The 12,756-nt window shown below is 62.4% G+C and carries 16 protein-coding genes; 11 read left to right on the forward strand and 5 right to left on the reverse strand.

Going from position 1 to position 12,756, the window contains the following annotated elements; genetic code table 11:
* The first annotated feature begins 206 nt into the window (after positions 1-206).
* Positions 207-1,169 carry a DMT family transporter gene (locus SGN16_RS18335; protein WP_335944324.1) on the forward strand — a complete coding sequence of 321 codons (963 nt, stop codon included), beginning with the start codon at positions 207-209 and terminating at the stop codon, positions 1,167-1,169.
* Between the two features lie 180 nt (positions 1,170-1,349).
* Complete coding sequence (locus SGN16_RS18340; protein WP_210639405.1) at positions 1,350-2,210, forward strand: CAP domain-containing protein; 861 nt, start codon at positions 1,350-1,352, stop codon at positions 2,208-2,210.
* 27 nt (positions 2,211-2,237) lie between these two features.
* Here SGN16_RS18340 and SGN16_RS18345 read toward each other — a convergent pair whose 3' ends face one another.
* Positions 2,238-2,771 (reverse strand): cysteine hydrolase family protein, encoded by a 534-nt coding sequence (locus SGN16_RS18345; RefSeq protein ID WP_210639406.1) that lies wholly within the window; start codon positions 2,769-2,771, stop codon positions 2,238-2,240.
* A 40-nt stretch (positions 2,772-2,811) separates the two neighbouring features.
* Positions 2,812-4,539: a gamma-glutamyltransferase gene (gene ggt, locus SGN16_RS18350; protein ID WP_335944325.1), complete on the reverse strand. Its 1,728-nt coding sequence runs from the start codon at positions 4,537-4,539 to the stop codon at positions 2,812-2,814.
* Positions 4,540-4,703: 164 nt separating this feature from the next.
* Between ggt and SGN16_RS18355 the strand changes: the two genes are divergently transcribed.
* Positions 4,704-5,138, forward strand: coding sequence for a GNAT family N-acetyltransferase (locus tag SGN16_RS18355; protein ID WP_335944326.1), 435 nt, complete (start codon positions 4,704-4,706; stop codon positions 5,136-5,138).
* Between the two features lie 125 nt (positions 5,139-5,263).
* Here SGN16_RS18355 and SGN16_RS18360 read toward each other — a convergent pair whose 3' ends face one another.
* Positions 5,264-5,614, reverse strand: coding sequence for a hypothetical protein (locus tag SGN16_RS18360; protein ID WP_210639409.1), 351 nt, complete (start codon positions 5,612-5,614; stop codon positions 5,264-5,266).
* 142 nt (positions 5,615-5,756) lie between these two features.
* Between SGN16_RS18360 and SGN16_RS18365 the strand changes: the two genes are divergently transcribed.
* The 8 genes from SGN16_RS18365 to SGN16_RS18400 all read left to right on the forward strand — a co-directional run bounded on the left by SGN16_RS18365 (position 5,757) and on the right by SGN16_RS18400 (position 9,936).
* Complete coding sequence (locus SGN16_RS18365) at positions 5,757-6,017, forward strand: hypothetical protein (protein WP_210639410.1); 261 nt, start codon at positions 5,757-5,759, stop codon at positions 6,015-6,017.
* A 2-nt stretch (positions 6,018-6,019) separates the two neighbouring features.
* Positions 6,020-6,355, forward strand: a complete 336-nt coding sequence (locus SGN16_RS18370; protein WP_335944327.1) for a DUF6388 family protein — start codon at positions 6,020-6,022, stop codon at positions 6,353-6,355.
* 109 nt (positions 6,356-6,464) lie between these two features.
* Entirely contained in the window at positions 6,465-6,857 is a 393-nt protein-coding gene (gene tusD, locus SGN16_RS18375; RefSeq protein ID WP_335944531.1) for a sulfurtransferase complex subunit TusD, read from the forward strand.
* Complete coding sequence (tusC, locus tag SGN16_RS18380; RefSeq protein WP_210639413.1) at positions 6,858-7,220, forward strand: sulfurtransferase complex subunit TusC; 363 nt, start codon at positions 6,858-6,860, stop codon at positions 7,218-7,220.
* Positions 7,220-7,513: a sulfurtransferase complex subunit TusB gene (gene tusB / locus SGN16_RS18385; RefSeq protein WP_335944328.1), complete on the forward strand. Its 294-nt coding sequence runs from the start codon at positions 7,220-7,222 to the stop codon at positions 7,511-7,513. Before tusC ends, tusB begins: the two co-directional genes overlap by 1 nt.
* Positions 7,510-7,845, forward strand: a complete 336-nt coding sequence (locus SGN16_RS18390) for a TusE/DsrC/DsvC family sulfur relay protein (RefSeq protein WP_210639415.1) — start codon at positions 7,510-7,512, stop codon at positions 7,843-7,845. Before tusB ends, SGN16_RS18390 begins: the two co-directional genes overlap by 4 nt.
* Positions 7,842-8,843 (forward strand): glycosyl transferase family protein, encoded by a 1,002-nt coding sequence (locus tag SGN16_RS18395; RefSeq protein ID WP_210639416.1) that lies wholly within the window; start codon positions 7,842-7,844, stop codon positions 8,841-8,843. The genes SGN16_RS18390 and SGN16_RS18395 overlap by 4 nt, the downstream gene beginning before the upstream one ends.
* Before the next feature lie 88 nt (positions 8,844-8,931).
* Positions 8,932-9,936, forward strand: a complete 1,005-nt coding sequence (locus SGN16_RS18400) for a glutathione S-transferase family protein (protein WP_335944329.1) — start codon at positions 8,932-8,934, stop codon at positions 9,934-9,936.
* A 140-nt stretch (positions 9,937-10,076) separates the two neighbouring features.
* Here the strand turns inward: SGN16_RS18400 and cysG are convergent, their stop codons facing one another.
* Positions 10,077-11,471: a siroheme synthase CysG gene (cysG, locus tag SGN16_RS18405; RefSeq protein ID WP_210639418.1), complete on the reverse strand. Its 1,395-nt coding sequence runs from the start codon at positions 11,469-11,471 to the stop codon at positions 10,077-10,079.
* Entirely contained in the window at positions 11,472-12,752 is a 1,281-nt protein-coding gene (gene serS, locus SGN16_RS18410) for a serine--tRNA ligase (protein ID WP_058545310.1), read from the reverse strand. It abuts the gene before it with no gap.
* Positions 12,753-12,756 lie beyond the last annotated feature (4 nt).

The raw sequence follows: 12,756 nt of genomic DNA on the forward strand, positions 1-12,756 counted from the left end.
CAACGGTCAGGTTGTTGTACAGCAAAGCGCAGGTCAATGTACGCAATGGTGTTCACTTATAGACAGTGGATGACCCGTGGCGAGGGAGCTTGTCTCTTGCAACCCTATAGGGTAAAAACACCCAGCAACGTTGTACGACAACCTATAACTAAAACAATCGATCCGAAGCGCTTTGCCTCGGCGGCCTGCCTTTGAGACACCCTGCCATGACTCGCCTCACCGCTGCACATGACGCGCCCACGCCATTGCCCCGCCACCTCGCGGTGCTCGTTCTGCTGTGCATGGGCTGTGCCTTTGCCGGCAACCATGTCGCCGCCAGAGCGGCGTTCGATGATGGCGCAGGGGTGTTGCTGGCGATTCTGCTGCGTTCGGGCGGGACGCTGCTGGTGTTGGCCGCGATGGTGCTGTGGCAGCGTCAGAGTCTGCGTTTGCCACCGGGTGCATGGCGTTGGCAGGTGATGCTGGGATTGCTCATCGCTGCGCAGAGCCTGTGTCTGTACTCGGCCGTGGCTCGGGTGCCAGTGGCGTTGGCGCTGTTGGTGGGCAACGTCTTTCCAATCCTGCTGGCTTTGCTGACCTGGGCGTTGGGCGGGCCACGGCCGACGGCGCGCACTGCCACGTTGATGGGGATGATCCTGGTGGGCCTGGTGTTCGTGCTGGAAGTGCCGGCGCGGTTATCCTCCGCACAGAGCGTTGGTTCGCAATGGCTGCTAGGAGTGGGCCTGGCCTTCTGTGCCGCTTGCGTGTTCGCTTGCGCACTGTGGATCACCGACCACAAGCTGTCCCAGGTGCGAGGTTCGGTGCGCAGCCTGCTGACCATTTTGATCGTCTTCAGCAGCGTCAACCTCGCAGGCCTGACCGGCGCCCTTCCCGGCGGCTTCGACCTGCCGGCCAGCAGCAGCGGCTGGTTGGCCCTGGCGACGTTGGTGGTGCTCTACGGCACCGGGTTTATCGTGCTGTTCATTTGCGTGCCCCGCCTGGACATGCCGCGCAATGCCCCGGTGATGAACATCGAACCGCTGGCGACCCTGCTGATCGGCTGGTTGGTGCTGGACCAGATGCTCAACCCTGGCCAGGTGCTCGGTGGGGTGATCGTGGTCAGCGGCATTGTGTTGCTGACTTATCGCAAGGTTGAACGGGTCAAGGCGCCTGTAGCTGAACACAACTGAGCTGACTGCACGCAGTTGTGGTGAAGGTCCCATCGATAAGTCAGCCGCTCCTGAAACTTGTTTTCAAACCCACAGTCCTACCCCAGCCGTGAAAAACCCGCCGCCCCACGCGACGGGCTTTGCGGCTGATCGGCGCCAAGCCTGGCGCTAACGCAACTCCCCTCCCGAGCCGTTCGTCCCATGCGCCACACTGTTCGCTCTTGCCGTTTCGCTTCGCTTTGCCTCGTCGCCTTGCTTCCTTTTTTTACCAGCCTCGCCCATGCCCGAGGCGAAGGGCAATTGGTGGGAGCGATCAATGACTACCGCAGCCAGTCCCACCGCTGTGAATGGCGCACAGTCCGAGCCGCGCCGCCGTTGGTGCTGCGCTCGAGCCTGGCCTTGCCGATCGGCTTTCGTGGCGGGTTGCGGGAAACCTTGAAGGGCTCCGGCTATCAAGCCCAGGCAGTGCGCAGCATTCGCCTGACTGACGCGCGGGACGCCGAAGAGGCCTTCGAGATGTTGGCGGAGGAACATTGTTCGGCGCTGTTGGATAACCAGTACGCCGACATTGGCGTCAATCGGGTCGGGAATGAATGGCGCGTAGTACTGGCACAACCCGTGGGCGGTGGCCGGGTGAACGATACGGCCTCCGCTGACAAGACCTTGCTGGCCCAGGTCAATGCCGCGCGCGCCCGCTCCAGGATGTGTGGGCGCCAACGCTTCGCCGCTGCCCGACCGCTGAGTTGGAGCGCCGCCCTCGGGACCGCCGCCCAGGGACACAGCCGGGCGATGGCCCGCGGCAACTATTTCGCCCACCAGGACCCTGACGGCCGCTCCGTGGCCGACCGGGCGAAAAGCGCAGGTTTCCGTGGACGCAAGATCGGCGAGAACATTGCCGCCGGACAAGGCTCACCCAACAAGGCCATGCAGGACTGGCTGGCCAGCCCCGGGCACTGCGCCAACCTGATGAATCCGATGTTCACCCAGGTGGGCGCGGCATATGCCACCGACTCGCGCAGCGATGCGGGGGTTTATTGGACCATGGTGTTTGGGGCGCCTTAAGGGTGATGCTGCCCAGGTGAGTTCAGGTCAGAGGCGAATCTCCCCCGCCGGCACCACATCGATCCGCGACACCGCACTGCTCAAACGCCCCAGCCGGTTGTTGTGATTGGCGATGATCTGCTCCGCCGCCATGCTGCCGTTGGCCACCGTGGAGTGGGCGTCCGCGGCCAGGACTACGTCATACCCCAAGGCATGGGCCTGGCGCACGGTGGCGTTGATGCAATAGTCAGTTTGCAGCCCGCAGATCACCAAACGGTCGATGCCGCGCGCTTGCAGCAGCGATAGCAGATCGGTCTGGTAGAAGGCATCCGGCGTGGTCTTGCGCACCCGCAGGTCATCGGCAGCGGTCACCAGGTCGTCGGCCAATTGCCAGGCGGCAGAGCCGTAGGTCAGCGAGCCTTCCAGTTCTTCGTGCTGGATCAGGATCACCGTCAAACCCAAAGCCCTGGTTTTGGCCGCCAGGTCGTTGATAGTCCGGATGATGCGCTGGCTGTCGAAGCATTCCTCTTCGCCACGGCACAGTGCGTTCTGGATATCGATGATCAACAATGCGGTGTTCATGGTTTTCCCCTTTCGAAACGCTGCTCGATCCCAACCGCTATCAATAACCCAGCGATAAACCGGTGTTGCGACGGGGGTCATTGGCACCATAGAAACGGTTCTTGCCCACCGGTTTGCCGCCCAGTGATGGCGCGCCCACCAGGATCGCGGCAATGTGGTTGGGGTCCTGCGGGCCGGCGAATTTGTGGCCCCAGCTCTCCAGCAGCTTCTGGGTATCCGGGCTGGCAGCGAAGGTTTCCAGGTTGGTTTGCTCCGGCATCCACTGCTGGTGGAAACGCGGCGCGTCCACGGCTTCCTGCAGGTTCATGCCGTAGTCGATCACGTTGAGGATGGTCAGCAAGGTCGCGGTGATGATCCGACTACCGCCCGGCGTCCCCACCACCATCACCGTCTTGCCATCCTTGGTGACGATGGTCGGGCTCATGGACGACAACGGCGCCTTGCCCGGTGCGATGGCGTTGGCTTCCCCCTGCACCAGGCCATACATGTTCGGCACGCCGACCTTGGCGGTGAAGTCGTCCATTTCGTCGTTAAGGATCACCCCGGTCTTGCTTGCCATCACGCCAGCGCCAAACCAGTCGTTGAGGGTGTAGGTAACGGAAACGGCATTGCCCCATTGGTCGACGATGGAGTAATGGGTGGTGTTGCTGCCTTCGTGGGGCGCCACCCCAGGTTTTATTTTCTGCGAGTCACCGGCCTTTTGCGGATCGATCGCGGCCCGCAACTTGGCGGCGTAGTTCTTGTCCAGCAGATGGTCGATGGGGTTCTGCACAAAGTCCGGATCACCCAGGTAGCTGTTGCGGTCCACGTAGGCGTGACGCATGGCTTCGATCTGATAGTGCATGCCCTGGGCCGAATGGAAGCCTAGGTCCTTCATTGGATAACCGTCGAGGATGTTCATGATCTGGCACAGCACCACCCCACCGGAGCTGGGTGGCGGCGCCGAAATGATGTGGTAGCCGCGGTAGTCGCATTCCACCGGGGCCAGTTCGCGGGTCTTGTACTTGTCCAGGTCGGCTTGGGTGATGAGGCCTTTGTTGGCCTGGCTGGACGTGACCAGGGCATCGGCCACCCAGCCTTTGTAGAAGCCATCGGCGCCCCTGGCGGAGATGGCCCGCAGGGTCTTGGCGAGGTCTTTTTGCACCAGCTTCTGGCCGACCTGCATCGGCTCGCCGTTGTGCAGGAAGATCGCGCCGGAATCGCGCAGGTCCTTCTTGAACACGTCGGTGGCGGTGTCCAGCAGATCGACATCGCCCTGCTCCAGGGTGAAACCTTGCTCGGCAAACTTGATGGCTGGGGCGATCAATTCCGCCCGGGGTTTGCTGCCGTACTTCTTCAGTGCCAGCTCCATGCCGGAAACGGTACCGGGCACGCCTACCGCCAGGTGCCCACGGGTGCTCAGCTCAGGAACGACGTTGCCGTCCTTGTCCAGATACATGTCGGCCGTGGCGGCCAGCGGGGCTTTTTCGCGGAAATCCAGGAAGGTCTTGCGGCCGTCGGCCAATTGGAGCGTCATGAACCCACCGCCGCCGAGGTTACCCGCCGCCGGATACACCACCGCCAGGGCGTACCCCACCGCCACCGCCGCATCCACGGCATTGCCACCGCTCTTGAGCACATCGACACCCACCTGGGTGGCCAGGTGCTGCGCAGTGACCACCATGCCGTGCTCGGCGGCAACCGGTGCCTGGGAGGCGGCCTGGGCAAACAAACAGCTGAGGGTCAGGGAGGTGGCAACAAGCGTCCGGGTAAAGTTTTCGAACTTCATGAGTCGGTCTCTTCTTGTTCTAAAGATCGGGGATCGCTTCAAGAGCATTAGGCAGTATGGCCCGGTTTGTGGAATGCGCCTGTCAGCCGTCGGCCGGGTTACGGCAACGCCTGCTTTGAGATAGGCTCGTGCGGTTGTTTTTTTACTGAATAAGGACATCACCAATGACGCTGCGAATCGACCGCACGGACGCCCCTACCGATGAAGAGCGCCAGGCCATCCTCGCCCCGCTACGCGCCTATAACACGGCCAAGACCGGCGGGACGGTGCCCGAACTGGTGGCCTGGCTGGTGCGCGACGAACACAGCAACGAAATAGTCGGAGGGCTCTACGGGCGAGTATTTTTCCGCTGGTTTTATATCGAGCTACTGGTCGTGCCGGAACAGGCCCGAGACCAAGGCACGGGGTCGGCGTTGATGCGGATGGCCGAAGAACTGGCCAGGGAGAAAAACTGCGTGGGCATCTGGCTGGACACCTTCGACTTCCAGGCGCCGGCGTTCTACAGAAAGCACGGCTTCACGGAAATCGGCCAGATCGACGACTACCCACCGGGCCACCAGCACTTCTTCTTCCAGAAGCGCCTGGCTCCCGCGGACTAAAACCCAACCCCTGTGGGAGCGAGCTTGCTCGCGAAGGCGGTGGGTCAGGCGACATTAATGTCGAATGGTAAGCCGTATTCGCGAGCAAGCCCGCTCCCACATATCCGGGATTCAGTACGAGTTATTTACAGACAAGTCGCCAACGCCGCCAACCGGCGCTTGGCCACGAAGTCATCATGCTTGGCGTAGTAATTCAACGCAGTACCCGTCTCACTGGCCTGCAAATCGACAAACGATTCGGCAGAGCGCGTGTAGACCGTCGAGCCCCCCTTCTTGCCCGGCTGCAGGTAAGCACCGGCATCGACGCCGAACACCGCTTCGTCCTGCCAGGAAAACTGTATGCACTGGGCCACGACCTGCTCGGGTTTGTCCGAAGCCAGGGTCTTATAAGGGGTTTGAGTCCGGGCCTGGTTCATCGCCGAACCCGCGCAGCCGGCCAGCAAGGTTGCGGCCAGGGCCACCGTCAACATTCGCATTGCGTTCACTCATCGAGAAAAAAACGGACTGTAGCACTGCGCCCCCCACCTTCGTGCTGCTTTACTGAAATTTACACGCGACATCGGCCAACGATTCGCGCAACCTGTCGCGCCATTGCCACCAGCCATCGCGGAACACTCCATGACCCCCAACGCCGAATTCTATAAACCCACCGCCGAATACGCCGACAAACTGATCAGCCAGATCGGCCAGACACCTTCTTGGATCGCCAAGCGAATCGGCGTCACCGACAAGCGGATTCGCTACATTCTCGACGGCGAACGCACCGTCAAGGGCGAAACTACGCCGATCCAGATGACCTACACCGAACAGTTCGCCCTCGAATGCCTGGCGGCTGCGGCCAAGGCCGCCAAGAAACAGTCTGCATCCCCCAAGGAGTGATCATGGCGGCAACCGAACAGCAGCACGAACGGGCCCTGGAAAAATTTCTCGATGAACGCCCCGAACTGCGCGTCGAACTGGACCACCTCAACCCGCTGCTGGCCCAGGCCAAGGGCGAGACTGCCGCGCAGTACCGCGCAGAGCGGCTGCATGAAGCGTTCGAAGCCGAGGCCGAGCGCCTGGGCGTGTTCGCCTGGGAACTGACCCTGCAACTGACCGCCGCCTCGCCCGAAGAGTACCAGGCCCAGCGCCTGGAAGTGCACAGGGAAGTGGCGGAGATGGCGGGGATGGAGTGGGCCGATTACTGCGAGTTGAATGGCCTCGAAAACCAAGGCTGAACACATCCCCTCGCCACAAAGTGTTCACCCCATTTGTCGAACGTCCTGGCAATCGCCCCTGCGCCCATAAAGCTTTATCATGGCCGCAGTTTTGCTGATCGGGTCTGTCATGAAGTTCGCCATCGCGCTGTTTTCCGCCGCCCATGCGCCCTCCTCGCGCCGTGCCCTGCTGTTTGCCCAGGCTGCGCTGACGGGTGGGCATGAAATCGTGCGGTTGTTTTTCTACCAGGACGGTGTCTACAACGCCGCCAGCAGTGTCGTCACCCCCCAGGACGAACAAGACCTGCCCCAACAGTGGCGCGCTTTCGTCAGCGATAACCAGCTCGATGGCGTGGTCTGCATCGCGGCGGCGTTGCGCCGTGGTGTGTTGAACGAAGAGGAAGCCCAGCGCTATCAGCGTTCGGCAGTCAGTGTCGAAGCGCCCTGGACCTTGTCCGGCCTGGGTCAGTTGCACGATGCGATCCAGGACGCCGACCGTCTGATCTGTTTTGGAGGCGCGTGAATGGCCAAGTCGTTATTGCTCATCAGCCGCCAGGCTCCGTGGTCTGGGCCCGGGGCCCGGGAAGCGCTGGACATCGTGCTGGCCGGGGGCGCGTTCGACCTGCCCATCGGCCTGCTGTTTCTCGATGACGGGGTGTTCCAGCTCATCGCCGGCCAGAACGCCAAGGCCGTCCAGCAAAAGGACCTGAGCGCAAACCTGCAGGCGCTGCCGATGTTCGGCGTCGAGGCGCTGTTCCTCTGCGCCGACAGCGCCGCCGAACGCGGCGTCGCCACGGATGCCCTGGCGCTGGGCGAGGTAAAAGTATTGACTGCGCCGGACATCGCCGCGCTCATAGACCGTTACGACCAGGTGATCACCCTCTGATGTCGACTTTGCATGTGTTGTCTCACTCCCCTTTTGGCGATAACCGCCTCGCCAGTTGCCTGCGGCTACTGGGCAATCAGGATGCGTTGTTGCTATGTGGCGACGCGACGTATGCGTTGCAGCCGGGCAGCCCACCGTTTGAAGCACTGCAGGGCGCTGGCGTGAACCTGTTCGTGCTCGCCGAAGACCTCCAGGCCCGCGCCCTGGACACGCCAGACTGGGCCGAAGCCATCAACTACTCAGGTTTCGTCGAGTTATCGATCGAACACGACAAGGTCAATACCTGGCTATGAAGGTGCTGAATGTGGGCGAGCGCGCCATCGCACTGGACAAGGACGGCTACCTGGCCGACCTTGACGACTGGTCGAGCGAAGTGGCCATTGCCCTGGCGGCCGCCGAAGACATCGAACTCGGCCCCGAACACTGGGAAATCCTCGAGCTGCTGCGCGGCTTCTACAACGAATTCCAACTCTCGCCCGCGACTCGGCCACTGATCAAGTACACCGCGCTGAAACTGGGCGCGGACAAAGGCAACAGCCTGCACCTGAACCGATTGTTCAAAGGCACTCCCGCCAAACTCGCCGCCAAGCTGGCGGGCCTGCCCAAACCGACGAACTGCTTATGACCGACTTCCCATCGCTGACCCTTGAGACCCCGGCCGAACACCCGTTCGCCCAGTTCGTGCGCATCCTTGGCAAAGGCAAGCGCGGCGCCCGCAACCTGACCCGCGAAGAAGCCCGTGAGGCCATGGGTCTGGTGCTCGACGAAAAGGTCGAAGACACCCAGCTCGGCGCCTTCCTGATGCTGTTGCGGCACAAGGAAGAAAGCGCCGAGGAAATGGCCGGCTTCACCGAAGCCCTGCGTGAACGCCTGGTGGTCCCGGCCTTGGCGGTGGACCTCGACTGGCCGACCTACGCCGGGAAGAAGCGTCATTTGCCGTGGTACTTGCTGGCGGCCAAGTGCCTTGGGCAGAACGGCGTGCGGATTTTCATGCACGGCGGCGGTGCTCACACAGCAGGCCGGCTCTACAGCGAACAATTGCTCGGCTTGCTGCAAATCCCACTGTGCCGCGACTGGCAGCAGGTCGCCAGCGCACTGGACAACGGCGGCCTGGCCTTCATGCCCCTGGTGGACTGGGCGCCGCAAATGCAGCGGATGATCGACCTGCGCAACACCTTGGGCCTACGCTCGCCGATCCACTCCCTGGCACGGATTCTCAACCCGCTGGCCGCCCGTTGCGGATTGCAAAGTATCTTCCATCCGGGCTATCAGGCGGTGCATCGCGATGCCAGCGGCTTGCTGGGCGACACCGCTATTGTGATCAAGGGCGACGGCGGCGAGATCGAGATCAACCCGGACGCGGACAGTCACCTGTATGGCACCCGCGGTGGCATCAGCTGGGACGAAGAATGGCCGCGACTGGCCGAACAGCGCCACGTCAAGCCGGAAAACCTCGACCCCGAGCACCTGAAGGCCATCTGGCGCGGCGACGTGGAGGACAGCTACCCGCAACTGGCCTTGATCGCCACCATGGCCCTGGCCTTGCGCGGCCTGGGCCTGGCGCGCGAAGAGGCTTTCGAACGCGCCCGGCAGTATTGGGATGCTCGGGATCGATCGATTTAGTCGATCATCAACGCCCAACCTTTACGCTTTTAGTTCGAACCCATCGGCATAGACTGCCCTCCAACGTTTATTGGCAGAGGAGATCGAGATGGGTTTGTTAGTCGAGGGCCGCTGGCAGGATCAGTGGTATGAAAGCAAGGACGGCACGTTCCAACGCGAACAGGCGCAACGCCGTCATTGGCTCACCGCCGACGGCAGCGCCGGCCGCAGCGGCGAGAGCGGGTTTTCCGCCGAGGCCGGGCGTTACCATTTATACGTGTCCCTGGCCTGCCCCTGGGCCCACCGCACACTGATCTTTCGCAAGCTCAAAGGCCTGGAAGACCTGATCGATGTCTCGGTGGTCAGCTACTTGATGCTGGAAAACGGCTGGACTTTCGACAAGGCCCACGGCTCCACCGGCGACAAACTGGACGATCTGAGCTTCCTGCACCAGCGCTACACCGCTGACACCACCGACTACACCGGCCGCGTCACCGTGCCGGTGCTGTGGGATAAACGGCAACAGCGCATCGTCAATAATGAATCAGCGGAAATCATCCGCATGTTCAACAGCGCCTTCGATGGGCTGACCGGCAACAACTTGGACCTTTACCCAGAACCACTACGCCGTGACATCGATGCGCTGAACGAACGCATCTACCCAGCGGTGAACAACGGCGTGTATCGCGCCGGGTTCGCGACTACCCAAGCGGCCTACGAAGAGGCGTTCGACGGTTTATTCGCCGAACTGGACCGGTTGGAAGCCTTGTTGGGAACCCAGCGCTACCTGGCCGGCGAATACCTGACAGAGGCCGATATCCGCCTGTTCACCACGATAATCCGCTTCGATGCCGTGTATTTCGGTCACTTCAAGTGCAACCTGCGGCGCATTGCCGATTATCCGAACCTGTCCAATTGGCTGCGGGAGTTGTACCAGTGGCCGGGTATTGCCGAGACCGTGGATTTCACCCACATCCAGGGCCATTACTATGGCAGCCACAAGACCATCAACCCCAATGGGATCGTGCCCAAGGGGCCCAAGCAGGACTTCATGGTTGGCCATGATCGGGAAAGGTTGAGTGGGAAAGGGATTTGGCGTGGGGCTGGGGACTGATCCGGGATTTTCGCTGTATTTGAGGGCCTCATCGCGAGCAAGCTCGCTCCCACAGTGGACTGTGTGCAACCGCAGATTCATGGTTGAACACGATCAATTGTGGGAGCGAGCTTGCTCGCGATTGGAGCGACGCGGTCTTCCTAGACCTGCCCCTGAGCCCCTTCAAACCACGCCAGTTTCTCGCGCAGTTGCACCACTTCCCCGACAATCACCAACGTCGGCGCATGGACTTCATGCTCGGCCACCAGCCGCGGCAAGTCCGCCAGGGTGCCGGTGAAGACCCGCTGATTGGACGTCGTGCCTTGCTGGATCAACGCCGCAGGCGTATCCGCCGCGCGACCGTGCTTGATCAGCTCGTCGCAGATCATCGGCAGCCCCACCAACCCCATGTAGAACACCAGGGTCTGGGCTGGCGAGACCAGGTCCGCCCACGGCAAGTCACTGGTGCCGTCCTTGAGATGGCCGGTGATGAACCGCACCGACTGGGCGTAGTCACGATGGGTCAGCGGAATCCCGGCATAGGCCGCGCAACCACTGGCTGCGGTGATGCCCGGGACGACCTGGAACGGGATGCCGTGGGCTGCCAGTTCTTCGATCTCTTCACCGCCGCGCCCGAAGATGAACGGGTCACCGCCCTTCAACCGCACCACACGCTTGCCTTGTCGGGCCAGGTTCACCAATTGCTGGTTGATCTGTTCCTGAGGCACGGCGTGTTCGGAGCGGCGCTTGCCAACGTAGATGCGCTCGGCGTCGCGCCGGCACAGCTCCAGGATCGCCGGAGCTACCAAACGGTCGTACAGCACCACATCCGCCTGCTGCATCAGGCGCAGCGCGCGGAACGTCAACAAGTCCGGATCACCCGGCCCTGCGCCCACCAGATAAACTTCGCCCGGCGCGTTCGGCGCTTGGCCGGCAATCTTATCCCGCAGCAGGCGCTCGGCCTCGGCGCCCTGCCCGGCCAATTGACGGTCGGCGATAGGGCCTTGGAACACGTCTTCCCAGAACGCCCGGCGTTGCTGCACATCCGGGAACAAACCTTTGACCTGGCTGCGAAAACGCGCCGCCAGCCCGGCCAGTTGCCCGTAGGTCGAAGGAATCCAGGTTTCCAGCTTGGCCCGGATCAGCCGCGCCAGCACCGGCGCGTCGCCGCCGCTGGACACCGCGATCACCAGCGGTGAGCGGTCGACGATCGCCGGGAAGATCACGCTGCACAGAGCTGGCGCGTCCACCACGTTGACCGGTACGCAACGCTTGTGGGCATCGGCCGAGACCTGGGCGTTGAGCGATTCGTCGTCGGTGGCAGCGATGACCAGACCGCAGCCGTCCAGGTCCGCTTCAAGGTAACCGCGCAGGACGCATTCGCCACCGCTGCCACTGACCAGCTCCCGCAACTGTGACTCGATTTCGGGTGCGACCACCCGCAGCAGCGCGCCGGCATCGGCCAGCAGGCGGGACTTGCGCAAGGCAATCTCGCCGCCGCCGACCACCAGCACACGGCTGCCGCGCAGGTTGTGGAACAGTGGCAAATAGTCCATTTAACCGATGACCTCGATGCCGCCCATGTAGGGTTTCAACACCTCGGGTACACGGATCGAGCCGTCGGCCTGCTGATAGTTTTCCAGCACCGCCACCAGAGTCCGGCCCACCGCCAGGCCGGAGCCATTGAGGGTGTGGACCAGTTCCGGCTTGCCGGTTTCCGGGTTGCGGAAACGCGCCTGCATGCGGCGGGCCTGGAAGTCGCCACAGTTGGAGCACGAGGAAATCTCGCGGTACTTGTCCTGGCTCGGGATCCAGACTTCCAGATCGTAAGTCTTGACCGCGCTGAAACCCATGTCGCCGGTGCACAACGCCAGGGTGCGATACGGCAGCTCCAGCAGTTGCAGGACTTTCTCGGCATTGGCCGTCAGGCTTTCCAGCGCTTCCATGGACTTCGAAGGCTCGACGACCTGGACCATCTCGACTTTGTCGAACTGGTGCTGGCGGATCATGCCACGGGTGTCACGACCCGACGCCCCGGCTTCACTGCGGAAGCACGGCGTGTGGGCGACGAACTTGATCGGCAGTTGCTTGGCGTCGACGATCTCGCCGGCAACGATGTTGGTCAGCGACACTTCGGCGGTCGGGATCAGATACAGGTCGGCCTCGCCTTCGCGGCTGATCTTGAACAGGTCTTCCTCGAACTTCGGCAACTGCCCGGTGCCCTGCAAGGCCGGCGCCTGCACCAGGTACGGCGTGTAGGCTTCTTCGTAGCCGTGTTCGGTGACGTGCAGGTTGATCATGAACTGCGCCAGGGCGCGATGCAGGCGGGCAATCGGCCCGCGCAACAGGGCAAAACGCGCACCGGAAAGCTTGGCGGCGGTTTCGAAGTCCAGCCAGCCGAACTTCTCGCCCAGGGCCACATGGTCCTGCACCGGGAAATCGAAGGCCTTTGGCGTGCCCCAGCGGCGCACTTCGACGTTGCCCTCTTCATCTTCGCCGACCGGCACCGATTCATGAGGCAGGTTCGGGATACCCAGCAGGATCGAGTCCAGCTCGGTCTGGATCGCGTCCAGTTCGACCTTGCCGGCACTCAACTCGCCCGCCATGCGCTCGACATCGGCCATCAGCGGCGCGATGTCTTCGCCACGCTGCTTGGCCTGGCCAATGGATTTGGAGCGCGCGTTACGTTCAGCCTGCAGGGCTTCGGTGCGAGTCTGGACGGTCTTGCGCTGTTCTTCCAGCGCTTCGATGCGCGCGACGTCCAGGGCAAAGCCACGGGAAGCCAGGCGGTCCGCTACGTCCTGAAGGTTGCTACGTAACAGTTTGGAATCGAGCATGTCG

Source organism: Pseudomonas sp. G166 (assembly GCF_037027455.2).
In the GTDB taxonomy this organism is placed as follows: domain Bacteria; phylum Pseudomonadota; class Gammaproteobacteria; order Pseudomonadales; family Pseudomonadaceae; genus Aquipseudomonas.

What these genes read in the sequence shown, in the direction of transcription:
- SGN16_RS18335 (WP_335944324.1), top strand. Translation starts at nt 207, where the DNA reads ATGACTCGCCTCACCGCTGCACATGACGCGCCCACGCCATTGCCCCGC.
- SGN16_RS18340 (WP_210639405.1), top strand. Translation starts at nt 1,350, where the DNA reads ATGCGCCACACTGTTCGCTCTTGCCGTTTCGCTTCGCTTTGCCTCGTC.
- SGN16_RS18345 (WP_210639406.1), bottom strand. Translation starts at nt 2,771, where the DNA reads ATGAACACCGCATTGTTGATCATCGATATCCAGAACGCACTGTGCCGT.
- ggt (WP_335944325.1), bottom strand. Translation starts at nt 4,539, where the DNA reads ATGAAGTTCGAAAACTTTACCCGGACGCTTGTTGCCACCTCCCTGACC.
- SGN16_RS18355 (WP_335944326.1), top strand. Translation starts at nt 4,704, where the DNA reads ATGACGCTGCGAATCGACCGCACGGACGCCCCTACCGATGAAGAGCGC.
- SGN16_RS18360 (WP_210639409.1), bottom strand. Translation starts at nt 5,614, where the DNA reads ATGCGAATGTTGACGGTGGCCCTGGCCGCAACCTTGCTGGCCGGCTGC.
- SGN16_RS18365 (WP_210639410.1), top strand. Translation starts at nt 5,757, where the DNA reads ATGACCCCCAACGCCGAATTCTATAAACCCACCGCCGAATACGCCGAC.
- SGN16_RS18370 (WP_335944327.1), top strand. Translation starts at nt 6,020, where the DNA reads ATGGCGGCAACCGAACAGCAGCACGAACGGGCCCTGGAAAAATTTCTC.
- tusD (WP_335944531.1), top strand. Translation starts at nt 6,465, where the DNA reads ATGAAGTTCGCCATCGCGCTGTTTTCCGCCGCCCATGCGCCCTCCTCG.
- tusC (WP_210639413.1), top strand. Translation starts at nt 6,858, where the DNA reads ATGGCCAAGTCGTTATTGCTCATCAGCCGCCAGGCTCCGTGGTCTGGG.
- tusB (WP_335944328.1), top strand. Translation starts at nt 7,220, where the DNA reads ATGTCGACTTTGCATGTGTTGTCTCACTCCCCTTTTGGCGATAACCGC.
- SGN16_RS18390 (WP_210639415.1), top strand. Translation starts at nt 7,510, where the DNA reads ATGAAGGTGCTGAATGTGGGCGAGCGCGCCATCGCACTGGACAAGGAC.
- SGN16_RS18395 (WP_210639416.1), top strand. Translation starts at nt 7,842, where the DNA reads ATGACCGACTTCCCATCGCTGACCCTTGAGACCCCGGCCGAACACCCG.
- SGN16_RS18400 (WP_335944329.1), top strand. Translation starts at nt 8,932, where the DNA reads ATGGGTTTGTTAGTCGAGGGCCGCTGGCAGGATCAGTGGTATGAAAGC.
- cysG (WP_210639418.1), bottom strand. Translation starts at nt 11,471, where the DNA reads ATGGACTATTTGCCACTGTTCCACAACCTGCGCGGCAGCCGTGTGCTG.
- serS (WP_058545310.1), bottom strand. Translation starts at nt 12,752, where the DNA reads ATGCTCGATTCCAAACTGTTACGTAGCAACCTTCAGGACGTAGCGGAC.